The sequence below is a fragment of the Kocuria sp. CPCC 204721 genome (genome assembly GCF_040980945.1).
Classification (GTDB): Bacteria; Actinomycetota; Actinomycetes; order Actinomycetales; family Micrococcaceae; genus Kocuria; species Kocuria marina.
This window is the reverse complement of the sequence record NZ_JAVKPO010000015.1, coordinates 1-25393: the sequence shown is the minus strand read 5'-3', so window position 1 is coordinate 25393 and position 25393 is coordinate 1. Positions and strand designations below refer to the sequence as shown.

Annotated in this window: 20 protein-coding genes and 2 pseudogenes; 10 read left to right on the top strand and 12 right to left on the bottom strand. The window is 69.0% G+C overall.

The genetic code is table 11. The features are described from left to right. Positions 1-84 precede the first annotated feature (84 nt). The 6 genes from RF637_RS11610 to RF637_RS11585 all read right to left on the bottom strand — a co-directional run bounded on the left by RF637_RS11610 (position 85) and on the right by RF637_RS11585 (position 8535). Positions 85-819, bottom strand: coding sequence for a transglycosylase family protein (locus RF637_RS11610; RefSeq protein ID WP_368844911.1), 735 nt, complete (start codon positions 817-819; stop codon positions 85-87). Positions 820-1253: 434 nt separating this feature from the next. Next, the gene (locus tag RF637_RS11605) at positions 1254-2111 is read right to left on the bottom strand and encodes an inositol monophosphatase (RefSeq protein ID WP_368844910.1); all 858 of its coding nucleotides are present in this window, start codon (positions 2109-2111) and stop codon (positions 1254-1256) included. Positions 2112-2119: 8 nt separating this feature from the next. Continuing rightward, positions 2120-4522, bottom strand: a complete 2403-nt coding sequence (gene ligA / locus RF637_RS11600) for an NAD-dependent DNA ligase LigA (protein WP_368844909.1) — start codon at positions 4520-4522, stop codon at positions 2120-2122. 89 nt (positions 4523-4611) lie between these two features. Further along, on the bottom strand, positions 4612-5688 hold the full coding sequence (locus RF637_RS11595; RefSeq protein WP_368844908.1) for a MaoC family dehydratase: 1077 nt from the start codon (positions 5686-5688) through the stop codon (positions 4612-4614). Between the two features lie 4 nt (positions 5689-5692). Beyond that, a complete protein-coding gene (locus tag RF637_RS11590; protein WP_144999022.1) occupies positions 5693-7075 on the bottom strand; it encodes a 3-oxoacyl-ACP reductase in 1383 nt (460 codons plus the stop codon). A gap of 50 nt (positions 7076-7125) precedes the next feature. After that, positions 7126-8535, bottom strand: a complete 1410-nt coding sequence (locus RF637_RS11585) for an acetyl-CoA C-acetyltransferase (protein ID WP_368844907.1) — start codon at positions 8533-8535, stop codon at positions 7126-7128. A 72-nt stretch (positions 8536-8607) separates the two neighbouring features. Between RF637_RS11585 and RF637_RS11580 the strand changes: the two genes are divergently transcribed. Next, a complete protein-coding gene (locus tag RF637_RS11580; RefSeq protein ID WP_239318228.1) occupies positions 8608-9309 on the top strand; it encodes a TetR/AcrR family transcriptional regulator in 702 nt (233 codons plus the stop codon). Next, entirely contained in the window at positions 9309-11423 is a 2115-nt protein-coding gene (locus RF637_RS11575) for an acyl-CoA dehydrogenase (RefSeq protein WP_368844921.1), read from the top strand. Before RF637_RS11580 ends, RF637_RS11575 begins: the two co-directional genes overlap by 1 nt. Positions 11424-11558: 135 nt before the next feature. On the opposite strand, the gene RF637_RS11570 is transcribed toward RF637_RS11575, so the two are convergent. Genes RF637_RS11570 through RF637_RS11555 form a run of 4 tightly spaced genes read right to left on the bottom strand, consistent with a single transcriptional unit; the run spans position 11559 to position 15160 of the window. After that, positions 11559-12476, bottom strand: a complete 918-nt coding sequence (locus RF637_RS11570) for a PP2C family serine/threonine-protein phosphatase (RefSeq protein ID WP_144999020.1) — start codon at positions 12474-12476, stop codon at positions 11559-11561. Continuing rightward, a complete protein-coding gene (locus RF637_RS11565; protein WP_085106618.1) occupies positions 12473-13633 on the bottom strand; it encodes an adenylate/guanylate cyclase domain-containing protein in 1161 nt (386 codons plus the stop codon). Before RF637_RS11565 ends, RF637_RS11570 begins: the two co-directional genes overlap by 4 nt. After that, complete coding sequence (locus RF637_RS11560) at positions 13626-14237, bottom strand: hypothetical protein (RefSeq protein WP_368835846.1); 612 nt, start codon at positions 14235-14237, stop codon at positions 13626-13628. The genes RF637_RS11565 and RF637_RS11560 overlap by 8 nt, the downstream gene beginning before the upstream one ends. Continuing rightward, positions 14234-15160, bottom strand: coding sequence for a biotin--[acetyl-CoA-carboxylase] ligase (locus RF637_RS11555; RefSeq protein ID WP_368844906.1), 927 nt, complete (start codon positions 15158-15160; stop codon positions 14234-14236). Before RF637_RS11555 ends, RF637_RS11560 begins: the two co-directional genes overlap by 4 nt. Before the next feature lie 126 nt (positions 15161-15286). Between RF637_RS11555 and RF637_RS11550 the strand changes: the two genes are divergently transcribed. The 8 genes from RF637_RS11550 to RF637_RS11515 all read left to right on the top strand — a co-directional run bounded on the left by RF637_RS11550 (position 15287) and on the right by RF637_RS11515 (position 24501). Then, positions 15287-15577 (top strand): YciI family protein, encoded by a 291-nt coding sequence (locus tag RF637_RS11550; protein ID WP_368835845.1) that lies wholly within the window; start codon positions 15287-15289, stop codon positions 15575-15577. 152 nt (positions 15578-15729) lie between these two features. Next, positions 15730-17310 (top strand): acyl-CoA carboxylase subunit beta, encoded by a 1581-nt coding sequence (locus RF637_RS11545; protein WP_368835844.1) that lies wholly within the window; start codon positions 15730-15732, stop codon positions 17308-17310. Continuing rightward, a complete protein-coding gene (locus RF637_RS11540) occupies positions 17307-17630 on the top strand; it encodes an acyl-CoA carboxylase subunit epsilon (protein WP_368835843.1) in 324 nt (107 codons plus the stop codon). The genes RF637_RS11545 and RF637_RS11540 overlap by 4 nt, the downstream gene beginning before the upstream one ends. Before the next feature lie 72 nt (positions 17631-17702). Next, positions 17703-18836, top strand: coding sequence for a MauE/DoxX family redox-associated membrane protein (locus RF637_RS11535; protein WP_368844905.1), 1134 nt, complete (start codon positions 17703-17705; stop codon positions 18834-18836). Between the two features lie 188 nt (positions 18837-19024). After that, a complete protein-coding gene (locus tag RF637_RS11530) occupies positions 19025-20761 on the top strand; it encodes a DUF885 domain-containing protein (RefSeq protein WP_183085805.1) in 1737 nt (578 codons plus the stop codon). 112 nt (positions 20762-20873) lie between these two features. Then, positions 20874-22307 carry a dicarboxylate/amino acid:cation symporter gene (locus RF637_RS11525; protein ID WP_206399369.1) on the top strand — a complete coding sequence of 478 codons (1434 nt, stop codon included), beginning with the start codon at positions 20874-20876 and terminating at the stop codon, positions 22305-22307. 172 nt (positions 22308-22479) lie between these two features. Next, complete coding sequence (locus tag RF637_RS11520; RefSeq protein WP_368844904.1) at positions 22480-24003, top strand: aldehyde dehydrogenase family protein; 1524 nt, start codon at positions 22480-22482, stop codon at positions 24001-24003. Between the two features lie 27 nt (positions 24004-24030). Beyond that, a complete protein-coding gene (locus RF637_RS11515) occupies positions 24031-24501 on the top strand; it encodes a DUF779 domain-containing protein (protein ID WP_368844903.1) in 471 nt (156 codons plus the stop codon). On the opposite strand, the pseudogene RF637_RS11510 reads toward RF637_RS11515, so the two are convergent. Together RF637_RS11510 and RF637_RS11505 are read right to left on the bottom strand one after the other, a co-directional pair. Continuing rightward, positions 24495-24881: pseudogene (locus RF637_RS11510) on the bottom strand (integrase core domain-containing protein); the annotation flags it as partial. The gene RF637_RS11515 and the pseudogene RF637_RS11510 overlap by 7 nt on opposite strands. A gap of 27 nt (positions 24882-24908) precedes the next feature. Continuing rightward, positions 24909-25313: pseudogene (locus RF637_RS11505) on the bottom strand (nuclear transport factor 2 family protein); the annotation flags it as partial. Between the last annotated feature and the right edge of the window lie 80 nt (positions 25314-25393).

Genomic DNA, 25393 nt, shown 5'->3' with positions numbered 1-25393 from the left:
CGGTGCGGGGCGGGGCTTCGAGGGGTCAGCGGCGGACCTCGGTCCTCCGCATCACCCGGTCATCGCAAGCGATGAGTGCCTGGATCAGGCGGGGATGTTCAGAACCTGGCCCGGGAAGATCAGGTTGGCGTCCGCCACGGTGCCGGAGTTGGCGGCGAACAGGGCCTGCCAGCCACCGTTGACACCCAGCTTGTTGGCGATGGTGCCCAGGGTGTCCCCGGCCTGCACGGTGTAGGTGCCGGCGGCGGGAGCGGCCTGCTGCACGGGAGCCGCGGGAGCGGTGTACTCCACGGCCGGGGCCTGCTGCACGGGGGCAACCTGCTGCACGGGGGCAGCCTGCTGAACCGGAGCGGCCTGCTGCACGGGGGCAGCCTGCTGAACCGGAGCGGCCTGCTGCACGGGGGCAGCCTGCTGAACCGGAGCAGCCTTCTGGACGGAGGAAGACTGCGGGGCCACGGAAGCGGCAACCGGAGCGGTGTAAGAACCGCCGGAAATCATGCCGGAGCACTCCCACTGGCTCGGGCCGGAACGCTCCATCAGCGCAGCCGCAGCAGCGTCCTGCACGTGGGCGGGAGCATCGGCGGCGTTGGCGTAGCCAGCGGTGATGGCGCCCATGCTCTGCCAGGTGGAGGTCAGGAACTGGTAGGCACCCGAGGCACCGGAGGAAGCGTTGTGCGCCTGGTAGTTTCCACCGGACTCGCACTGCTTGATCGCGTCAAGGCTGGGAGCGGCGTTGGCGGGGACGGCGAACGCGCCCACGGCCACGCCGCCCATCAGGACAGCAGCGGCACCACGGCGAATAGCGGTTGAAGTCTTCATTATGCTCCGTAAGGCCACCTACGCTCGTTCCCATCCCTGGGTGTCTTCGCGCCGTCGTCCACCCTTGACAGTTGGTGTTAGGGGTAGAAACTACGGAATGCTGCCATACAGACGACGTACGGTGTTGCGGCAACATCCAGCACAAGCCGAGCCACGGATCGAGCGGGCCCGGAAGCGAACTTCCGCTCACGAAAGTCCGCTGAGGAAGTTGATAATAACGATAACGTAACGTTCCGGGCGTTGCCAAGCAGAAAGTTACTTTTTCGTTATCCCGTTTCTGGGGACACCCCCAGTCGCGGACACGTATCACGGCCACCACGGCCAATCAACTCCGGCCACGCTAGGCCACCCGCGACGAACAGGTCAACCCGACCCGGGTTCCCGGCTCGCATAACGGTGTGATTGCCAACCGATAACGGTGTGATTACCACTACTCAGCGCGGGGCCCAGGCCGCGATCACACTGGTCACGCGGGCCTTTTCGTATGCGTTCGCGATCGCACTGCCCGCTGAGTGTTCTTGCTCACTCAGCGCCGGTGGAACGGGCAGATCGGGGCGCTGCACCACCGCCCCGGCCTCGTGGGCGATCAATGCGCCGGCCGCCCAGTCGTGCTCGTGCAGTCCACGTTCGGAGTAACCGTCCAGGGTGCCGTCGGCCACCATGCAGAGATCCAGGGAGGCCGCTCCCAGACGCCGCATGTCCGAGAAGTTCTCCATGGTGTCCAGGAACGAGCCGAATTGCTCACGCCGCACGGCGGGGTCGTACGAGAAACCCGTGCCGTAGAGCGCGCCCCGGCGGCCGGGGACCGGACCCGTGAGCCTCGTGTCCCGTCCGTCCCGCCGGACCCACGCACCCAGGCCTGCGACGCCGTAATAGATCCGCCCGAGAGCGGGGGCGTTCACGACCCCTACGAGCCAGTTCCCGTGCTCGTCGCACGCGGCCACGGAGGTGGCGTAGTACACGATGTCCCGGATGAAGTTGGTGGTCCCGTCCAACGGGTCCACCGACCACCGCACGGGGCTGCGGTGCTCGGGCACGTACGTTCCCGATTCCTCCCCCGTGATGGCGTCCCGGGGCCGTTCACGGCGCAGGACGGCACTCACAGCCTCCTCCGCGGCGACGTCGAAGGACGTCACCCAGTCGCCGTCCGAGGACTTGGTCTGCGCGTGGAACTCGGTGCTGTCACGACCGCTCAGGACGTCGGCCCCGGCCTGTGCGGCGCGCAGCGCGACCTCCAACAGCTCCTGCAGTTCGTCCGACCCCGGACCCAGCCCTTCCAGTGCATCCGCCATCTCGCGTCTCACTTCCCCGCGTTGTCGTGGGATGCAGCGGCATCCGGGGCGTCAGCCGCGGCGCCCTGGCCATCCGACTCGGCCACGTCCGGGGCCGAGGCCTCCGGGTCACCGTCCTGGGCGTCCTCGGCCGAGGACGCTCCCGGTGCGGCAGCGGCGTCGTGGAACGCCGACGGGCCCTGCGCGAGCAAGCGCTCGAAACCGGCCTCGTCCAGCACGGGAACCCCGAGGGACTCCGCCTTGTCGAGCTTGGAACCCGCGTTCTCGCCAGCCACCAGGAACGCCGTCTTCCTGGACACCGACCCGGACGCCTTGCCGCCGCGTTTTAGGATGGCCTCCTTCGCGGAGTCCCGGCTGTAGGCCTCGAGCGATCCCGTGACCACCACGGTGACTCCCTCAAGTGTGCGGGGGGTGGACTCGTCCACCTCTTCCTCCATGCGCACACCCGCGGCGGCCCAGCGGTCCACGACCTCACACCGCCACGGCTCCTCGAAAAACTCGATGACGGCCTGCGCGATGATGGGGCCCACCCCGTCCGTGCCCGCGAGCGTGTCCAGGTCCGCCGAGCGGATCGCGTCCATGCTGCGCAGGGACGTGGCCAGCGAGCGCGCGGCCGTGGGACCCACGTGGCGGATGGACAGCGCCACGAGGATCCGCCACAGGTCGGTGTCCTTGGCCTGTTCCATCTGCTGGAACATGATCTCCGTGGTCTTGGAGGGCACGCTCGGCTTGTTCTTGGTGGGCTTGGTCCAGAAGTACGGGACGAGTTCGGGGGTGACCCGCTGGGTCTTCTCCCCCGTCTCCTTGTCCGTGACGGTGCGCCGGGAGTCCCGCCACACCTTCACCTCCTTGAGGTCCTCCGGCGTGAGATCGAACAACCCGGCCTCGTTGCGCAGCGGGGGCACGGAGAACTCGGTGCCGTCCGGTGCGTCCTGGGGAACAGGTTGGGTCAGGGCCTTGGCCGCTTCCTCGCCCAGTGCCTCGATGTCGAAGGCCCCGCGACTCGCCGCGTGGTTGACGCGCTCCTTGAGCTGGGACGGGCACGTCTCCGCATTGGGGCAGCGGATGTCCACGTCCCCCTCCTTGGCGGGACGCAGGGGCGTGCCGCACGACGGGCACTCGGTGGGCATCACGAATTCCCGCTCCGTGCCGTCCCGCAGTGCGACGACGGGCCCCACGATCTCCGGGATGACGTCACCGGCCTTGCGCAGCACCACGGTGTCCCCGATGAGCACGCCCTTGGCCTTGACCACGTCCTGGTTGTGCAGGGTGGCCATCTCCACGGTGGAACCCGCCACGCGCACCGGGTCCATGAGCCCGAAGGGCGTGACGCGACCGGTACGACCCACGTTGACCAGGATGTCCACGAGTTTCGTATTGACCTCCTCCGGCGGGTACTTGTACGCCACGGCCCACCGGGGGACGCGGGAGGTGTAGCCGAGCCGGAACTGCGTGCGGCGGTCGTCCACCTTGATCACGATGCCGTCGATCTCGTGCAGCAGGCTGTGACGCTTCTCGCCGTACTCGGCGATGAACTCGAGCACCTTCTCCATCGAGTCCAGGACCCGGGAGTACGGGCTCACGGGCAGTCCCCAGTCCCGCAGGACGTCGTACGCCTGCGACTGCGTCTCCAGCTCGAAACCGCGGGAGAACCCGATGCCGTGCACGAACATGGACAGCGGCCGTCGCGCGGTAACCTGCGGGTCCTTCTGGCGCAGGGACCCCGCCGCGGCGTTACGGGGGTTCGCGAACGGCGCACGGCCTTCTTCCACGATGGCCTCGTTGAGGGCGCGGAAATCCTTGGATGAGATGAACACCTCGCCGCGGATCTCGACCTCTTCGGGGAAGTCCTCACCGGTCAGCCGCTGCGGGATGGTCTTGATGGTGGCCACGTTGTGGGTGATGTCCTCACCCGTGGTGCCGTCCCCGCGCGTGGCGGCCCGGACAAGCACACCGTTGCGGTACAGCAGGTTCACGGCCAGGCCGTCGATCTTGACCTCGCTCAACCACGCCACGGTGGGCGCATCCGGCAACTGCTCGACCTGCTGCTGGGCGCGGGTCAACCACGCCATGAGCTCGTCCGTGGAGAAGACGTCCTCGAGCGAGTACATCTTCTCGAGGTGCTTCACGGCGCTGAACGCCGCGGAAACGTCACCGCCCACCTCCTGCGTGGGGGAATCGTTCGCCTTGAGTTCGGGATGCAGGGCCTCGAACTCCTCGAGGGAGCGGTACAACCGGTCGTACTCGGCGTCCGATATGACGGGTTGGTCGTGGACGTAGTACGCCGTGCGTGCTTCGCGGACGCGGTCCGCGAGATCGGCGTACTCCTCCCGCAGTGTCTCGCTGGGCTCGTCCGGATTGAGGCTCTGGCCCGTGGCGTCCGTGGCCCGCCGCGCGTTGTCTGTGCTCACGCCCCCCATTGTGTCCCACCCCACCGACAGACACGAACACCCCCGGAACCTCGGTCCCGGGGGCGTTCGTCAGGCGGATCAGCGAGCGGTCACAGGGCCGTGACCGTGACCTCCGCGTGTGGGCGTTGCCGCTTGGGGTCCCACACGAGGACGCGGGAACCGCGCCAGTGGGCGCCCCGACCGTCGTCTTCCACCGAGACCGCCACCGTAGTCGGCAGCTGCACCGGGACGGCGAAGTCCACGGACCACGCGAAGGGGACCTCCGCGGGCACGCCGGTCAGCGCCAGCGCGCGCGAGGCCGTGTACATCCCGTGCGCGATCGCCCCCTTCATCCCGAGCGCCTTGGCGGACGGGTCGGAGAGGTGGATGGGGTTGTAGTCGCCGCTGACCGCCGCGTAGTCCCGCCCGGTCCCGGCGCCCAGGACCCACTGCGCGGTCTGCTGCGGCGGATCGAACGGTGCGCGCTCGTGGGGGGACTCCTCGGGAACGCGCGCGCCCTCGTCCGCGATCGCGGTGTGCACGCCCTTGGCCAGGTACGTGGAGCGCCCGGCCCAGACCACGGACCCGCCCTCGCGGGACAGTGTCACCACGGCGTCCACCGTGGTCCCGGACCGGTGGGTGCCCAAATTCTCGGTCCACGCCGTGGCGGTGAGCCGCTCCCCCACGGCCACGTCCGTGACGTGGCGGATGGTGTTGCTCAGGTGCACCATGCCCAGCACGGGCAGGGGGAAGTCCTTGCGCGTGAGCACCGACATGGCCACGGGGAACGCGAGCGCGTGCAGCGCACCCGAGAACACCGTGGTGTGCTGCGACCCCGGGGCCACGGGATGCGTGCTTGCGTGCACCACGCGGCAGAACTTCTCGTGCCACTCGGGTTCCGCGCTAACGTCCTCCACGACGTGGGCCACGCGCGGCACCTGCAGGGCAGCCCCCACGCGTTCCGTGCGGGACTTACGCAGCGCGCCGGGCAGCACGCGCCCCACGGGCGAGTCGCGCAGAGCCGGGAGCACCTTGTGCGTGGCCGCAGCGGCGGCGTCGGAAGCCGCCGACGACGCCGCGCGCGCCCCCGCGGACGCGTACAGCGCGGGCAGCTTCACCGAACCCGCCGGCTGGACGAGTTCGTAGTCGGAGGGAACGGTGGGCAGGACCGGGTCAGGAGTGCTCATGCGATCATGCTCCCACGAGGCTCTGGCCGCACACGCGCAACGTCTGACCGTTGATCCCACCGGCGGCGTCCGAGAGCAGGAACGTGATGGCCTGTGCCACGTCCTCCGGCGTACCGCCCTGCTGCAGGGAGTTCAACCGGCGGGAGATCTGGCGGCGGGCCGCCGGGATCTTGGCCGTCATGTCCGACTCGATGAACCCGGGAGCCACGGCGTTGATGGTCCCGCCCTTCTCCGCGATCAGCGGTGCCGTGGCGGCCACCGCACCGATCACCCCGGCCTTGGAGGCGGCGTAGTTGGTCTGACCGCGGTTGCCCGCCACGCCGCTCGTGGACGCGAGGCACACGATGCGCGGCGCCGGGCCCAGCTGATCGGAGGCGAGCAGGGTCTCGGTGATCCGCAACTGCGATTCGATGTTGACCGCGATCACGGAATCCCACTTGGCCTGGTCCATGTTGGCGAGCATCTTGTCCCGCGTGATGCCCGCGTTGTGCACCACGAGGTCCAGCCGGCCGTACCGGGACACCGCGAGGTCCAGGATCTTCTGTCCGGCCTGCGGGTCCGTGACGTCCAGCTGCAACGCGGGCACGCGCAGTTCGTTGGCGAGCTTGCTCAGCGCGTCACCGGCGGCGGGCACGTCCACGGGGATGACCGTGGCACCCGAGGCCGCGAGCGTACGCGTGACCTGCGCGCCGATCCCGCGTGCGGCACCCGTGACCACTGCGACCTTGCCCGCGACGGGGTGCACCCAGTCCACGTCCGCGTCCCCGCGGTCGTCACCCACGGTCAGGAACTGCCCGTCCACGTACGCGCTGCGGCCCGAGAGGAAGAAGCGCAGGGCGCCCGTGACACCGGGAGCGTCCGCAGCGACGTCGTCCGCGAGCAGGACGCCGTTGGCGGTCACGCCGCCGCGCATCTCCTGGGCGATCGAGCGCAGCATGCCCACGACACCCTGGCGCGCCGCGGCCTGCGACGGGGTCAACTGCCGCGCGCCGGGCAGCGTGCCCGACGCCGCTCCGGTCCCGATCCCGGGCGCCGGTCGCGACAGCGTGATGACCCGCCCGCCCGGGCGCAGCTTGCGCACGGCCGAGGCCAGCTCGAGGGCGGCGTCCGCGAGATCGGCGGGGCTGTCGACCTCCGTGTAGTCGATCACCACCGCACCCACCCGGTCCACGTCCTGAGCGTGCCGGCGCACGTCCAGGTCCCAGCCGAGCAGGGCCGACGACGCGGCGTCGCCCGCCGCACCCCGGCCGAGCACGAGCACGGAGCCGCTCGGGAAGTCCCCGTCCGCGGTGAACCGGCGCAGCGTAACCGGGCGCGGGAGGCCCAATTTGCCCGCGAGCTGCTTGCCCAGCCCCGAATTGACCATGTCCAGATATGTGTCCGTCACTTGTGTCCTCTCCCAGAAATCGTGGTGTCTCGCCGTGGCCGTGAACTCGCTTAGACCGAGCGCAGCAGCATGGCCACACCCTGACCACCGGCGGCGCACACCGAGATCAGCGCTGTCTGCGGCTTGCCCGTCTCCTTGGCACGTGCGGCCAGTTCCTTGGCGGTGGAGGCAACGATGCGACCACCCGTGGCGGCGAAGGGGTGCCCAGTGGCGAGTGAGGACCCGTTGACGTTGAGCTTGGCGCGGTCCACCGAGCCCAGGGGCGCGTCCAGGCCCAGGCGGTCCTTGCAGAACTCCGGGGACTCCCATGCGGCGAGGATCGACAGCACGGTGGAGGCGAACGCCTCGTGGATCTCCACGAGGTCCAGCTCCTGCAGCGTGAGGCCGTGGCGGGCCAGCAGACGCGGCACGGCGTAGGCCGGGGCCATGAGCAGGCCCTCGTTGCCGGTCACGAAGTCCACCGCGGCGGCCTCGCTGTCCACGACCTCGGCGAGTGGGGTCAGGTGGTGCTCACCGGCCCATTCCTCGGACGAGATGAGCACCGTGGAGGCACCGTCCGTGAGCGGCGTGGAGTTGCCGGCCGTCATGGTGGCTTCACCGGAGAGCTTCTTGCCGAACACCGGGTTCAGCCCGCCCAGCTTCTCCACGGTGGAGTCCGGGCGCATGTTGTTGTCCTTGGTCAGACCCTTGAAAGGGGTCACGAGGTCGTCGAAGAAGCCCCGCTCGTACGCGGCGGCCAGGTGCTGGTGGGAGGCCGCGGCCAACTCGTCCTGGGCCTCGCGTGTGATGCCCCACTTCTGGGTGGTCAGCGCCTGGTGCTCACCCATGCTCAGGCCCGTGCGCGGCTCACCGGACGAGGGCACCGACGGCGAGAGGTCGCCCGGGCGCAGGTCCTTGAACGCCTTGAGCTTCTGGGCGGTGGTCTTGGCGCGCTGCAGCTTGAGCAGCGCGCGGCGCAGCCCCTCGCTCACGGCGATGGGAGCGTCCGAGGACGAGTCCACACCACCGGCGATCCCGGCCCGGATCTGGCCCAGCCGGATCTTGTTGGCGATCGAGCTCACGGTCTCCATGCCCGTGGCGCACGCCATCTGGACGTCGTAGGCCGGGGTCGCGGGGTCCAGCGCGGAGCCCAGCACGGACTCGCGCGTGAGGTTGAAGTCCCGGGAGTGCTTGATCACGGCACCGGCCGCCACGGCGCCCAGGCGTTCGCCCGCGATCCCGGTCCGGGCCACGAGCCCGTCGATCGCGGCGGTCAGCATGTCCTGGTTGGACGCGTTCGCGTACGACCCGCCCGCGCGGGAGAAGGGGATGCGGTTGCCCGCCACGACGACGGCGCGGGCTCCCGTCGCTCCGCCCTGCGGCGCGGAGGAGGCGGCCGGGGCCGCAACTCGCTTGGCGGCTTCGGAACCGGTTCCGGTGGCCGGGGTGGACGGTGCCGTGTTCTGCGTGTTCTCGCTCATGCGTAGTTCCTTTCGGGGAATTTATGCGATCTGGATCACTCGGGATCCAGAATAGCTGATACTCTCGGTATCGTGAAACAGGTCACCCACCCCGTGGACGGCAGGAGCTCGCGTTGGCAGCGGCACCGCGCCGTGCGGCGGATCGAACTGATCACGGCCGCGCGCGACGCCGTGGCCGCGAACGGTGCTGCGCTGTCCATGGAGGAGATCGCCACGGCGTGCGGGACCTCCAAGTCCGTCTTCTACCGCTACTTCAAGGACAAGGCCGGCGTGCAGGCCGCGGTGGGTGAGTACTTCGTGACCCGGATGCGTCGACGCATGGTGGCCGCGGCCAGCGAAGCGGACACGTTCGCCGCCATGATCCACGCCCTCGTCTCCGAGTACCTCAAGTCCGTGGCGGCCTCCGGTGAGGTCTACCGCTTCGTGGTGACCGCACCCACGGAACGGGGTTCCACGATCGAACGCTTCGTGGATTCCGTAAGGGGCCTGCTCATGGAGCAACACATGCGCCACCACGGCAGCCGGGCCACGCCCGAGGGGGTCCTGAAGTGCTGGGCCGCTTCCACCGTGGGCATGGTCCGCGGTGCGGGTGAGGCCTGGCTCGAACTCGGCGGCGATACCGCAAAACCGGATCGCCACACCATGAGTCGGATCATCACCACGTGGGCCGTGGAGGGCCTGCGCCCCGTGACCGGCAGTGAATCCGCACCACCAACTTCCCCCATCAGGACGACGGGTAAACCACCCGTCCCAGAGAACCGTCAGGAGTCATGATGTCCATTACCTCGGTCAGCGGAACAGTTCCCAATACCGACCGCATCGAAGACCTGCCCGAGGACGGTGCCACCACCCCGTCCGGGATCGACACCGCCGAGCTCGGCGCCATCCTGCTGGGGCGCTGGCCCGAAGCACGCAAGGCGGCACGCGAGCGGGCGAAGGATCCCCGCTTCCAGTCCCAGTACGACCAGTCCTTTGCGGACCAGCGCAACGTCACGTTCGAGCAGCTCAAGCTGCTCGCGGATGCCGGGCCCCAGTACCTGGGCATGCCCGAGAGCGTGGGCGGGGCCATGAGCCCCGGCGCCAACCTCTCCGCGTTCGAGGAGCTCGTGCTCGCGGACCCGTCCCTGCAGATCAAGTCCGGTGTGCAGTGGGGCCTGTTCGGCTCCGCCGTGCTGAACCTGGGCACCGAGGAGCACCACAAGAAGTGGCTCCCCTCCATCCTAGACCTCAGCATGCCCGGTGCGTTCGCCATGACGGAGATCGGCCACGGTTCTGACGTCGCCTCGATCGGCACCACCGCCACGTACATCCCGGAGACGGACGAGTTCGAGATCCACACGCCGTTCAAGGCCGCGTGGAAGGACTACCTCGGCAACGCCGCGGTGCACGGCCGCGCGGCCACCGTGTTCGCGCAGCTCATCGTCAACGGCACCAACCACGGTGTGCACTGCCTCTACGTGCCCCTGCGGGACGAGAACGGCGAGTTCCTGCCGGGCGTGGGCGGCGAGGACGACGGCCGCAAGGGTGGGCTCAACGGCATCGACAACGGCCGACTGCACTTCGACCACGTGCGCGTGCCCCGCACCAACCTGCTCAACAAGTACGGGGACGTGGACGAGAACGGCGTCTACTCCTCCCCCATCCCGTCCCCGGGCCGGCGCTTCTTCACCATGATCGGCACGCTGGTGCAGGGCCGCGTGTCCCTCGACGGCGCCGCGACGATCGCGAACCAGGCCGCGCTGAGCATCGCGGTGCGCTACGCCGAGCAGCGTCGGCAGTTCACCACGGACTCGGACATCCAGGAGCAGACGCTGCTGGATTACCAGCGCCACCAGCGCCGGTTGATCCCCCGCATCGCCGAGACGTACGCCATGACGTTTGCGCACCAGCAGTTGCTCGACAAGTTCCACGAGGTCTTCTCGGGCGAGGACGACTCGGACGGCAACCGTCAGGAGCTCGAGACCCTGGCCGCGGCGTTCAAGCCGATGTCCACGTGGAGCGCCCTTGACACGCTGCAGGAGTGCCGCGAGGCGTGCGGCGGTGCGGGCTTCATGGCCAAGAACCGCCTCGTGGAGCTGCGCGCGGACCTGGACGTGTACGTGACCTTCGAGGGTGACAACACCATCCTGCTCCAGCTCGTGGCCAAGCGCCTGCTCAACGACTACTCCGCGGAGTTCAAGAACGCGGACGTGGGCGTGATGGCCCGCTACGTGGCGGACCGCGCCACCGAGGCCGGCTTCAACCGCTCCGGGTTGCGCAAGCTAACCCAGGCGTTCTCGGACACCGGGGACTCCCGCAAGTCCGTCAACGCCCTGCGCGATCCCGCGGCCCAGCGCGCGCTGCTCACCGACCGGGTGCAAACCATGATCGGCGACATCGCGGACAAGCTGCGGGCCGTGTCCCGCAAGTCCCGCACCGAGCAGGCAAAGGCGTTCAACGACAACCAGAACCAGCTGCTCGAGGCCGCCCGCTCCCACGCCCAGCTGCTGCAGTGGGAGGCGTTCACCGCTGGTCTCGAGAAGATCGAGGACCCGGACACCAAGCGCGTGCTCACGTGGCTGCGGGACCTCTTCGGCCTGCACCTGATCGAGCAGGACCTCGCGTGGTACCTCTCCTACGGTCGACTCTCGATGCGCCGCGGCCGCGCTCTGGAGTCCTACATCAACCGCCTCATTGCGCGCCTGCGCCCCTACTCCCTGGAGCTGGTGGACGCGTTCGGGCTCTCGCCCGAGCTGCTGCGCGCTGAGATCGGCGGCACGGTGGAGGCCGAGCGCCAGGAGGAGGCCGCGGGCTACTACCGCCGGTTGCGCGCGAGCGGCAAGGCCCCCGTCAAGGAGCCCAAGCCCGCCAAGGACCCGGGCGCCCAGACGCGCGGCCACCACGCCTGACCCGGCCGGCTCGCGCGGGGTTTCCGCGTCCGCGTGAGCCGCGCCCCGACCGTTTCATTGCGAACGAAACGCTCGGCTTGACGCGCGCACGCAAGCGTGCCCAGGCACCGGCCGCGCGATGCCCGGGACGTGAACTCAGCGGATCCTGGGGATGGACGTGGTGTTGGCGCGGGGGTCGTCCGCGCGCAGCACGTCCGCGACCACAAGCGTGACATTGTCTCGGCCACCAGTGCGCAGCGCGGCCTGGACCAGGACGTCTGCGGCCTCCTTGGGGTGCGGGACCGAGTGCAGGACGCGGGCGATGTGCGCGGGCGAGAGTTCCCCCGTGAGACCGTCGGAGCACATGAGCAACCGCTGCCCCGGCACCGCGGGCACCACGATCACGTCCGGTTCCCAGATCTGGCCCGTGCCAAGGGCGCGCGTGATGACGTTGCGCCGCGGGTGCACGAGCGCCTGGGCCGGGGTGAGCTGGCCGATCGAGACGAGGTACTGCACCTCGGAGTGGTCCACGGTCAGCTGGGTCACGCCCACGGGTCCGGTCTCGGTCGTGGGCGGCTCCCCCACGGGCGGGCCTACGAGCTGGTAGGTGCGCGAATCCCCCACGTTGAACACGAGCCACAACCAGGTACCGGCGATCTCCACGAGCCACGCACCCGTGACCGTGGTCCCGGCGCGCGTGCCGCACTGGGCCTGGATGGCCTGGTCCGCTTCCCACAGCACCGAGCGCACCCGGTGCACGGCCTCCAGTGCCTCGTTGGGCACGTCCGGGTCGAGCTTGAGCTGGCGGTCGATCGTCGCGCGGAACCGGGCGACGTCCGATCCGGGTGCCGGTTCCACGATCACGTAGTCGCGGAAGTCGTCGAGCGAGAACAGGTCCGAGCCACCCAGCGTGGACACGCACAGCGCGCTGGCCACCTCACCGGCCTCGTGACCGCCCATCCCGTCCGCGACGGCACACATGGTGTCCGTGACGATCAGTGCGTCCTCGTTCGTCTCACGACGCAGTCCCCGATCGGTGACACCGCCCGATCGGATGGTCAGGGGAACGGTCATTCGACCTCGTCTTCCAGAAAGGGCCCGTGGCCCTGGGTGATCGACACGGGGCGCACGTCCCCGAAGCCGCGCACGTTGCGGGTGGGTTGCGGGGTCAGCACGAACCGGTCGTCGCCGTCGAGTACACGGGCGGTGGAGGCGTCCACCATGACACCCCCGGGTTCCGTGAGGGCCACGAGCCGGGACGCGAGGTTCACGGTGGGCCCGTAGAGATCACCGAGTCGCGGCAGCACGCGCCCCCACACGAACGCGACGCGGGCCTGCGGCAACAGGGGATCGTTCTTGATCACGCGGGCGAGTGCGAGCGAGATCTGCGCCCCGCCCTCGGGGGTCTCGGACAGGAACATCACTTCGTCGCCGATGGTCTTGATCACGCGGCCACCGCCGATCGAGATCACCTCCGCGCACCGCTTCTCGAAGCGCTGCACGAGGTTGGCCAGGGTGCGCTCGTTCATCTGCCGGGACAGGGACGTGTAGGAGACGAGGTCCGCGAACCCCACGCCGCGCGCGAGCGGCAGGGACGAGGAGCCCACGTCCGGGCCCGTCATCCCGAGGCTCACCGTGGACCCGTCCGCGCGTTCACCGCGCATGGCCAGTCGTTGCACGGCTGCGGAGAGCTGACGGCGCCACGCGTAGTCGAGCAGGTTCTCGAGCGGTTCGAGAATCTCCGGGAGCATGCGCAGCAGTTCGCGCCGTGCCTGGGCGTCCGTCATGTCCCGGTGGGCCACCATGTCCTCGACGAGCGCCTCGATCTGCCACACGACCATGCGGTCGGTCAGTTGCGCCACGGAGCGGGCCAGGGACAGCGCGGCCTCCTCGCTGAGCTTCTCCTCCTGCACGAGGTTGGAGACCACCCGCAGGGCCCGGACGTCCTCGCCCGTGAAGTAGACGTCGTCGTCGCTGAGGTTCGGGAAGCCCAGGGCACGCCAGATCTTCCGGGCGGACGCCGTGGACAGCCCCGCTTCACGCGCGGCCTCCCGGCGCCGCAGGTGACGCTGCGAACCCAACAACAGGGAGTCGAGGTGGCGCGCCGCCGCCTTGGACTCCTCCGACCCGTACAGGTTGGACTGCACGGGATTGTGCACGTTCAGGTTGAGCTGTTCGGTCTGCGGCCCGGTGACGTATCCGTCCGTGTGCTCCGAGGGGTCGTCAGCCACGCGGTCCTCCTTGCTGGGCGATATGGGTTCCGGGATACCCCGGTCCGGCCGTGTTGCCTCCACCACTGTAGTTGCCCGCGTCCGCCGCGGACTCGCGGACCAACGCGGCGAAGCGGGCCGGTTGCGGGCAGCTGGCGAGTTTGAGCCCGCCCAGGCCCCCGAAATCCGCGAGCACGGTGCCGCGGTCCAGGCCCTCGCGGGCCTCGCCGGGCCGGGTGGCCCCGCGCGTGACGCGCACCGAGCGCAGTTCGTTCAGGGGCAGGAACACAGCACCGTCCCGCGCCGGGGGCCCCACGAGGGCAAGCCGCGCGGTGGTCAGCACGAAGCGCGTGCGCAGCCAGCGCCACGCGGGCGAGAGCACGAACCGCCACGCGAGCAGCAATGCCGCAATGAGCAGCAGCCACCCCACGAACGCGTGCAGCGTGGTCCATGGGGTGGCTGTGGGCCGCCACGTGAGGTCCAGGACGCGGCGCAGGGCCGAATAACCGAACACGATCGCCCACGCGGCGAGCGCCGGGGCCACGAGTTTCACGGGGTGGGCGCGGGTGGCCACGACCGTGTCCTCCCCCGGTGCCAGGTCCAGGGCGCGGCGCGAGCGTGTCATCGGGGCCTCTCGTTCTCGTGTCCGGCGTCCTCCGGGGTGCGGGGGCCGGGTCGCACGTGGACGACGTCGCCCGCGCCGTACTCGTGCTCGCGGCCGTCGTCGTCGCGCACGCGCAGCTGACCGGACGATCCCAGTCCCACGGCGGTGGCGGGCAATGGCGCGTTGCGCCCGGGCAGGTGCACGAGCACGCGGCGTCCCAGGGTGTCGAGAGCGGATTCGAGCTCCCGTCGCAGTTCCCCACCCGGCCCGAGTTGCGCGGCGGGGTCCACGCTCGCGCGGTCGAGGGCGCGGGAGAAGTGGGCGAGCACCCCGGTGAGCACCGCGCTGCGGGTGGGGACAGCGGCGTCGTTCCCGGTCTCGAGGCACAGGGACGTGGCGCCGGGGACCGGGAGGTGGCCCTGCTGGACGTTGATGCCCGCGCCGAGTACCACGGTGGGTCCTTGGTGTGCGGCACCGGGGGGCGAGGGTACGAGGGACGCGAGGATGCCGCAGACCTTGCGTTCGCGGATCAGGACGTCGTTGGGCCACTTCACCGCCGCGGGGACGCCGGTCAGCTCGCGCACGGTGGCCGTGACACTGTGCGCGAGCATCAGCGTGAGCCACGGCAGGAGGTCCTGCGGCCACGCGCGGCCCGAGCGGTCCCGCGGCGTGAGGGCCACCGAGAACGTCACGGCGGTGCCCGCGGGGGTGAACCAGCTGCGGTCCAGGCGCCCCTTGCCGCGGCTCTGGAATCCCGCAACGACCGCTCGCAGCGGTGCCCCGGCGGCGTCGTGCGCCGCGTCCCGCGAGAGCTGTTCGACGAGCCACTCGTTGGTGGACGGGACGCTGTCCAGGATCGTGAGGCGGCACCCGTGGCCGCGCAGCGCCCCGTCCAGCTCCGCGGCGCGGTAGTCCGCGGCGGGCCGGTCCTCGGTGGCTTCCATGGGTACTCCTCACATGACTGTGCCGACGACGCATGTCGACGACGGGGCGGTACCGCAAGTTTATGTCTAGCGTCGTGAGCCGGGCATATGCTGGGACCAGCCAGTGCCACCACGAGAGGACCCGGTATGAGCGTCTACGCCTTGAACTACGTCTACGGCGGCCCGCAGGACATCCTGACCGAGCACCGCCCCGCCCACCGCGCGTTCCTGCGCGAACTGCACGAGCGCGGCGTCGTGATCGTTTCGGGGCCCTTGGAAGGTGACGCCGCATTGATCGTCCTGCGCGCGGACAGCGCCGAGGAGATCGAACGGATCATCGCCGAGGACCCCCTGGTGGTCCACGGTGTGGTCACGGAGCACACGATCCGGGAATGGACCGTGACGATCGGCTCGGTGGGGTCCGACACCTCCGTCTGAGGGACCCGGGACGCTCGCGCCCGTCGAAAGAGCACCGGCCTGCGTTGTGGGACTTCTACAAAGGCGCGTGTGGGCCCTGCAATTACACTGGGGGGCGTTCCCAGGGCTCGCGGTACGCCCAACCAGTACCGATCACGATGACGCGAGGTGTTATGAGCCACGACCTGTCCACCACAGCAGGCAAGATCGCCGACTTCCGGCAGCGCCGCGAGGAGGCCGCGGTACCGTCCGGACAGGCGGCCGTGGACAAGCAGCACGCGCGCGGGAAGAACACCGCCCGGGAACGCATTGAGATGTTGCTGGACCCCGACTCGTTCGTGGAGTTCGACGCCCTGGCCGTGCACCACAGCACCATGTTCGGCATGGAGAAGAAGAAGCCGCTGGGTGACGGCGTGGTGAGCGGTTTCGGCACCGTGGACGGGCGCCTCGTGGCCGTCTACTCCCAGGATTTCGGCGTGTTCGGGGGCTCCCTGTCCCAGGTCAACGGCGAGAAGATCGTCAAGGTCCAGAAGTTCGCACTGCGCAACGGGTGCCCGGTGATCGGGATCAACGACGGCGGCGGCGCCCGCATCCAGGAGGGCGTGGCCTCCCTGGCGATGTTCGCGGACATCTTCCGCATGAACGTGCGCTCCTCCGGGGTGGTCCCGCAGATCTCGCTCATCATGGGCCCGTGCGCCGGTGGCGCCGCCTACTCCCCCGCACTGACCGACTTCGTGGTCATGGTGGACAAGACCTCCCACATGTTCATCACGGGCCCAGACGTCATCAAGACCGTCACGGGTGAGACCGTGGACATGGAGACCCTGGGTGGGGCCCGCTCCCACAACGAGCGCACGGGCACCGCCGCCTACCTGGCCTCGGACGAGCAGGACGCCTTCGACTTCGTCCACGAGCTGCTCGAGTACCTGCCCGGCAATAACCTGCAGGACAGCCCGGTGCTCGACCACGACCAGGTCGAAGAGGTCACGGACGAGGACCTCGCCCTGGACACCTTGACCCCGGACTCCGCGAACCAGCCGTACGACATGCGCACCGTGATCGAGACGGTCGTGGACGACGGGCACTTCATGCAGATCCAGGAACTCTACGCCCCCAACGTGATGGTGGGCTACGCCCGCGTTGAGGGTCACACCGTGGGGATCGTGGCAAACCAACCCATGCAGTTCGCCGGGACCCTGGACATCGCGGCCTCCGAGAAGGCCGCGCGGTTCGTGCGTCACTGCGACGCCTTTAACATCCCGATCCTCACGTTCGTGGACGTCCCCGGGTTCCTGCCCGGCACGGACCAGGAGTTCAACGGGATCATCCGCCGCGGGGCCAAGCTGCTCTACGCGTACGCGGAGGCCACGGTCCCCCTGGTCACGCTCATCACCCGCAAGGCCTACGGCGGCGCGTACATCGTGATGGGGTCCAAGAAGCTGGGCGCGGACATCAACCTCGCGTGGCCCACCGCCCAGATCGGTGTCATGGGCTCCCAGGGTGCGGTGGAGATCCTCTACCGCCGGGACCTCAAGGCCGCCCAGGAAACTGGTGAGGACCAGCAGCTGCGCGCCGAACTCGCGCAGAAGTTCGAGGAGGACCTGCTCAACCCCTACCAGGCCGCCGAACTTGGGTATGTGGACGCGGTGATCTGCCCGTCCGAGACCCGCGAGCAAATCATCCGGGCCCTGCGCGGGCTCGCGGACAAGCGCGCGTCCACCCCCGCCAAGAAGCATGGGAACATCCCGCTGTGAGCACGGCCGAGAACACCTCACCGGCCTCACGGGCGGCCGGTGACGTGTCCCGTCCCGCCCATGATCCGGGGACCGCGGCGGTCGCTTCGCTGCCCGAGACCACGAGTCGCCAGGACCCCCTGTTCACGGTCACCCACGGCAACCCGACCCCGGAGGAGCTGGCCGCGCTCACCGTGGTGTTCTCCGCGCAGGCCGCGGCGCAGGACGCCCAGCCCTCCCGCGCACCCAAGCCTCCGCGGTCCCAGACCCGGCGACTGCGCCTGGGCCTGCGGTTGCGACCGGGGCGCGGTGCGTGGCGGCGCACCCTGCCCGATCGCTGAGCCCAGTCCGCCGCCCCCTTGTCGGCTTGTCAGCGCACATGAGGAGGATGCATCGAAATGGATAATGTTTCCGTGGCTGTCATCTCCTCGTCCTCCCTGGGTTCACTCGCCCTCGTGCTGCTGATCAGCGGGGTGGCCAAGCTCGTCTCCCCCTCCACCGGCCCGTCCCTGCCCACGCCCCTCACGACGCGTTGGCTACAGGGTGTCCTGCCGTGGCTCGAACTGGTACTGGCGATCGCGCTCCTGCTGGCCTCCGGGGTGGTGCTGTGGGCCGCTGCCTCCGCCGCCACGGTGCTGTTTTCGGTGTTCACGGCCGCGGTGTTCCGCGGCACCCGGCAGTCGGATCCCGCCTCGTGCGGGTGCTTCGGCTCTCTGTCCCGTGCCCCGGTGTCCACGCGGACCGTGGTGCGCAACCTCGCCTTCACGATCGTGGCCGCCCTGGCCCTGCTGCTCGTCACCGTGGGCGGTTACGACGGGCCGGTCCTGGACGTCCCGTGGTGGGTCGTCGCGGCGGTCGCGATCCCCGTGGGACTCATGCTCGTGAGCCTGTGGAGCGAACGCCCGGGTCCGTCCCACGCCGGTGACCCGCACGCGCTCGCCGGGATCCCGCCGCTGCCGGGTTCCTCGCACGACGACGCCGCTGTGCCCGCCTACGCGCTCACAGCGGGTACTCCGGTCCCCGCACAGGCGGGCCCACCAGCGGGTGCGGTCCCCGGCGCCGTCGCGCCTCGACCCGCGGGAGACTCCGCAGCCCCTCGACCGGCCGGCAGTTCCAAAGCCCCCGAAGAACACGACGTCTACGCGCGTTTACCCATTCCCTACGCGGGGCTCACGGACGCCGCCGGTAACCCGGTGACCCTGCGTGGCCTGGCTGCCACCGCGGCGCGCGCCCTGGTCCACGTGAGTCCTTCGTGCGGGGCATGCGCCCCCGCGATCGACCGTGCGGCGGGGATGCCCGACCACCTGGGGCCGGTCGCGGTGCACGCCGTGGTGGCCCGCGAGGAGGACCGAGATCTGCTCCCTCCGAGCCTGCGTGCAGCGTGTTTGGTGGACCGCGAGCACGAGGTGAGCGCCATGTTCGAGCACCCCGGTACCCCGTGGGTCGTGGTGCTCGGTGCCGATGGGCTGCTCGCCGGCGGCCCGGTCGCGGGTACGGACGCAGTGCTCGAGCTGCTCGCGGAACTCGAGGAACGATTCGCGGGCTGAACTCGCCGCCCCGGTGCTTCGCGGCGGCCACACCGGTGAGCACACCGGCGCGCTCCCCGGTGCCGCGGGAACCGCGCCGTCGCCGCGCCGAATTGCGACAGCGCCGACGTGCGAGCGCACACCGCCCGGGCGTGTCGGACTCGCCAGGGTGCTTGCCGCCGGCCGGAGCGTGACTAGGGTGACACTCTGTGACGCACATCGACTCCACCCCGCAGAGCCGCGAACCCCTGGCACCCCTGGGCACCACGCACCGCTCCGCGACCGCCGTGGACACCCTCGCAGAAACCTACTTCGACCATTGCATGGCCCTGGATCCCAGCGCCGCCACGTTCAACGGCATTCCCGGCCACGAGACCGACTACCCGGACTACGGGCCCGCGGGCCGCGCGGCCGCCGCGGAACTGGCCCGCACCACGCTCGAGCTCGTCGAGCGGGCGGAGCCCCAGGACGACGTGGACCGCGTGACGCTGCACGCGCTGCGCGACGAGCTGCGCCTGCAGCTGGACCGCCACGAGGCGAACCTGGACGTGTCCGTGGTCAGCAACATCGCGTCCCCGGTGCAGGAGATCCGGCAGATCCTGGACGCCATGCCGCGGGACACGGAGCAGGAGTGGAAGCACATCGCCGGCCGGATGGCCAACATCCCCGCGGCCCTGGAGCAGTACCTCGAGGGCCTGCGCGAGGCCGTGGAACTGGACCGCCCGCCGTCCGCCCCGCAGATCGTGGAGGCCTCCCAGCAGGCGGAGCAGTACGCGTCGGACAAGGGCTCCTTCGCGGTGCTCACGAACGACCCCACCGCGCCGGAGGGCGTGCGCGAGGAGCTGCGCCGCGCCGCGGACGCTGCGCGCGAGGCATACCGCGCCGTCGCCCGGGCACTGCGCGAGGAGTTCGCCCCCGGGGCGCGGGAATCGGACGCGTGCGGGATTGACGACTACCGGTTGCACCTCGCCTCGTTCCTGGGCGCCCGGCTGGACCCGCGCGAGGTCTACGACTGGGCGGTGCAGCAACTGCTCGAGCTGGATGCCGAACAGCGCCGGGTCGCGGAGCAGATCCAGCCGGGAGCGAGTGTCCCCGAGGCCATGGCCGCTCTCACCGCGGACCCCGCACGGCAACTGCACTCCCCCGAGGAGTTGCAGGCATGGATGCAGCGGCTATCGGACGCCGCACTGGACACCCTCGCGGACACCCACTTCGAGATCACCGAGCCCATGCGCGAACTCGAGTGCCGGATCGCCCCCACGCACGACGGCGTCATCTACTACACGCCCCCGAGCGGTGATTTCACCCGGCCCGGGCGTATGTGGTGGTCCGTCCCCGAGAACGTCTCCCAGCACGCCACGTGGGAGGAGACCACCACGGTCTACCACGAGGGTGTCCCCGGTCATCACCTGCAGATCGCCACAGCCCTGGCGAACGCGGGTGAGCTCAACAGATGGCGCCGGATGGGCATCTGGGTCTCCGGTCACGGCGAGGGCTGGGCGTTGTACGCCGAGCGACTCATGGCCGAGCTGGGCTTCTTGGACGACCCCGGGGATCGGATGGGCATGCTCGACTCGCAGCGCCTGCGGACGGTGCGCGTGATCTTCGACGTGGGATTCCACTGCGGCTTCGAGATCCCGGAGGTGCTCGGGGACCTGCTGGGCGGCGCGCGCGCGGGCGAGACCTGGACCTCCGACGACGGTTGGGCGTTCCTGCGCCACAACGTAGTGATGGCCGATTCCGTGCTGCGCTTCGAATGGTTGCGCTACATGGGATGGCCGGGTCAGGCGCCGTCCTACCGAATCGGCCAGCAGATGTGGCTCGACGCCCGGCAGCAGGCCATGGCGCGCGAGGGAGCGGACTTCGACCTCAGGCAGTTTCATGCCCGAGCACTGCGCCTGGGCTCCGTGGGATTGGACACACTCTCGTACGCCTTGGCCCTATAGGCGGCGGATTCTCAGGGATTCTTCAGGGTACAGGATTTTATTCCCGTGTCGCGCTGTCATATTTCGTCATGTGACCCGTGCCGTTTAGGATACACGGGCCTATCCTAGGCGCATGAATTCCGCAGAAAGTACTCGCCGTCTCCCGCGGTGGATGACGTCGTTCGGGTGGCAGATCCTGATCGCTCTGATTTTGGGTCTTCTCCTCGGATCGCTGGCCGCTGCCATGGGTGGCGACCCCGAGGAGAACCCCAACTGGCTCATGACCACGTTGGACACGATCGGCACGAGCTACGTCACCATCCTCAAGGCCGCCGTGGTCCCGCTCGTGGTCACGGCCGTGATCTCCTCCATCGCCAACCTGCGTGACGTCTCCAACGCCGCGCGCCTCGCGTGGAAGACCCTGTTGTGGTTCGCCATCACCGCGTTGATCGCGGTGGTGATCGGCATGCTGCTCGGTGTCATCGCGCAGCCCGGTGTGGGCACCGGCCAGGAACAGCCCGGCACGTATTCCGGCAGTGAGGGCTCGTGGCTCGGGTTCCTCAAGGGCCTGATCCCCGTGAACTTCCTTGGTCTGGAGACCAGCTCCAAGGTCGTGGATCCGGAGACCGTGACCACCGCCGTGAACTTCAACATCCTGCAGATCCTGGTGGTCTCGCTCGTGATCGGCATCGCCGCGCTGAAGGTCGGCAAGGCCGCCGAGCCGTTCCTGACCTTCATGCAGTCCGCGCTGGCCATCATGCAGAAGGTCGTGTGGTGGATCATCCGCCTGGCTCCCCTGGGCACCCTGGGGCTCATCGGCCGCGCCGTGTTCGAGTACGGCTGGACCTCCATGGGTTCGCTCGTGAAGTTCGTGATCACGGTTTACGTGGGCCTGCTGCTCGTGGCCTTCGTGGTCTACCCCCTGTTGATCAAGCTCAACGGGCTGTCCGTCAAGCAGTTCTTCTCGGGCGTGTGGCCCGCCATGCAGCTGGGCTTCGTCTCCCGTTCGTCCCTGGGCACCATGCCCATGACGCAGCGCGTGAGCGAGCGCAACCTGGGCGTCCCCGGGCACTACGCGTCCTTCGCGATCCCGCTGGGTGCGACCACCAAGATGGACGGTTGCGCCGCGATCTACCCGGCGATCGCCGCGATCTTCGTCGCGCAGTTCTACGGCGTGCCCCTAACCCCCATGCACTTCGTGCTGATCGCGCTGGTCTCCGTCCTGGGTTCCGCCGCGACCGCCGGCACCACCGGTGCCACGGTCATGCTGACCCTGACGCTGTCCACGCTGGGCTTGCCACTCGACGGCGTGGGCCTGCTGCTCGCCGTGGACCCGATCCTGGACATGGGCCGCACCGCCCTGAACGTCACCGGTCAGGCCCTCGTGGCCACGATCGTCTCCAAGCGCGAAGGCATCCTGGACACCCGGCTCTACGACGCCCCACGTTCGGGTGAGCCGTTCAAGGACGACGACGCCGCCCTCACGGAGCAGCCCGCCCACTCCGGTGAGCAGGGTTCGCACGCATACGCTCCCGCCGCGCCGTCGGACGGGCAACGCACCGAGTAGGCGCCACCGACCACCGGCACTTTCTGTGAACGGGGCAGTCCGGGTTCTCCCGGGCCGCCCCGTTGCGTGTGCACATTGTGTACGCATAAGGGGGCATGCGGGTGCCTGTCATGATGTCGGGAGCCTGGCTATAGTGTGGTACACCTCACTTTCGGACAACAGGATGGTCGTCATGAGCGTGTACACCCAGCCCGGCACGGACGGATCCGTCGTCAGCTTCAAATCCCGTTACGAACACTTCATCGGCGGCGCGTGGGTGCCCCCGGTCAAGGGGCAGTACTTCGAGGACGTCACCCCCGTCACGGGCAAGGCGTTCACCGAGGTCGGCCGGGGAACGGCCGAAGACATCGAGGCCGCACTCGATGCCGCGTGGGCCGCAGCGCCGTCGTGGAACGCCTCCACGCCCGCGCAGCGAGCGCTCATGCTCAACAGGATCGCGGACCGCATGGAGGAGAACCTCGAGGTGATCGCGGTCGCAGAAACCTGGGACAACGGCAAGCCCGTGCGCGAGACGCTCAACGCGGACATCCCCCTGGCCATCGACCACTTCCGCTACTTCGCCGGTGCGATCCGCGCGCAGGAAGGGCGGCTGTCCCAGCTGGACGAGGACACCGTGGCGTACCACTTCCACGAGCCCCTCGGCGTCGTTGGCCAGATCATCCCCTGGAACTTCCCCATCCTCATGGCCGTGTGGAAGCTCGCCCCGGCGCTCGCCGCCGGCAACTGCGTGGTGCTCAAGCCCGCCGAGCAGACCCCGGCGTCCATCCTGGTGCTCATGGAGCTGATCCAAGACCTGATCCCGGACGGCGTGGTCAACATCGTCAACGGCTTCGGCGTGGAGTGCGGCAAGCCGCTCGCGTCCAACAAGCGCATTCGCAAGATCGCGTTCACCGGTGAGACCACCACGGGCCGACTCATCATGCAGTACGCGTCCGAGAACATCATCCCGGTGACCCTGGAACTCGGGGGCAAGTCACCCAACATCTTCTTCGAGGACGTCGCCCAGCAGAAGGACGGCTTCTACGACAAGGCCCTGGAAGGCTTCGCGTTCTTCGCTCTGAACCAGGGTGAGATCTGCACGTGCCCGTCGCGCGCGCTGATCCAGGAATCGATGTACGACCAGTTCCTCGCGGACGGGATCGACCGCGTCTCTCGCATTACCGCCGGCAACCCGCTCGACACCGACACCATGATCGGCGCGCAGGCCTCCACGGACCAGCTCGAGAAGATCCTGTCCTACCTGGACATCGGCAAGAAGGAGGGAGCGAAGGTTCTCATCGGCGGCGCGCGCGCGGAGCTCGAGGGCGACCTCGCTGGCGGCTACTACGTGCAGCCCACCGTGTTCGAGGGCACCAACGACATGCGCATCTTCCAGGAGGAGATCTTCGGTCCGGTGCTCTCGGTGGCGAAGTTCGGCTCGTACGACGACGCTATCTCGATCGCCAACGACACCCTCTACGGTCTGGGCGCCGGTGTGTGGGCTCGTAGCGGTAACACCGCCTACCGCGCCGGCAGGGCCATCCAGTCCGGTCGCGTGTGGGTGAACCAGTACCACAGCTACCCCGCGCACTCCGCGTTCGGCGGCTACAAGTCCTCGGGCATCGGCAGGGAGAACCACCTCATGATGCTCGACCACTACCAGCAGACCAAGAACATGCTCGTGAGCTACACCGAGAACGCGCAGGGCTTCTTCTAGACCGTGACCGGAAGGCGAGGAACCGTCATGAGCACCCCTTCATCACCGGCGGACCCGTCCCCGGCGGACATCGCCGATCCCGAACACCCCGTGGTGCTCGAGGCGACCGCTGCGGTACCCGGTGAGACCACCTCACGGGTCGGTTTCACCGGGCCCGCAGTGGCCCTGTTGCAGGAACTGTGGGAGCAACATGGACCCCTCATGTTCCACCAGTCTGGGGGCTGCTGTGACGGTTCCTCGCCCATGTGCTTCCCCGCCGGTGAGTTCCGCACGGGCGGGGCCGATGTCCTGCTGGGGACAGCCCGGTTGCCGTCCCCGACCGGCGAGGATCTCGGGGCCCTGGAGTTCTGGATCTCCGCCGAGCAGTTCGAGTACTGGCGGCACACGCGGTTGGTGATCGACGCCGTTCCCGGCCGCGGTGGGGGCTTCTCCCTCGAGGCACCCACGGGCCGGCGCTTCCTCACCCGCAGCGAACTGTGTGGGATCGAGGTGTACTGATCGGAGACGTTGGTCAATCGTGAGAAGGGTGCTGGTTCCCGCAGGCTGTGTGGGGCGGTGGTGGTTGTAGTAGTGCAGCCAGCCCTCGAGTTTCCCGCGGCGCTCGGCCTCGCTCGTATAGCAGCGGGCGTAGCCCCAGCCGTCGGCCAGGGTGAGGTGGAACCGCTCGATCTTCCCGTTGGTCTGCGGCCGAGACGGCCTCGTGCGTTTGTGCCGGATGCCGAGGTCGATGCAGGTGTCTCGCCACAAGTGTGAGCGGTAGGCGCCGCCGTTGTCGGACAGCACCTCTCGACGGTGACACCACGCTGGTTGAACCACTCGACGGCCCGGACGAGGACGGCAGTGGCGGTGAGGGCAATGTCGTCGTCGTGGATCTCGGCGGGGCATTCAATCGCTGGGCGACAGGCTCACCAGGTGGGAAGTTCGCCGTGGCCTGGGGTGACGCGTCGCTCACCCTGACCAATGGGACGGTCGTTGATGCTGGCCTCGCGATGGGTCATGTAGCCCTGTGCGTCGAAACGCCACAGCTCATTGCCGTAGGAGCGCCACCACCGGCCGTCATGGTCGTGCCACTCGTACTGGAATCGCACGGCGATCTGATCGTCGGTGAACGCCCACAGGTTCTTGCGGAGTTGATAGTCGAGTTCCCGATCCCACTTGGCGGTGAGGAAGGCAATCACCTGGTCCCGGCCGGTGATCGTCTGGTCACGGTTTCGCCACACGGTATCGACGCTGTAGGCCTGGGCGACCGTCTCGGGGTCGCGAGTATTCCAGGCGTCTTCAGCGGCCTGTACCTTGCGGGCGGCGGTTTCGGCGGTGAAGGGACTGTCCGATAAACGGTGTGTGGGGCCCGGCGGTTCTCATCAGTGAGTGGTTCTCTCGAACCGTCCGG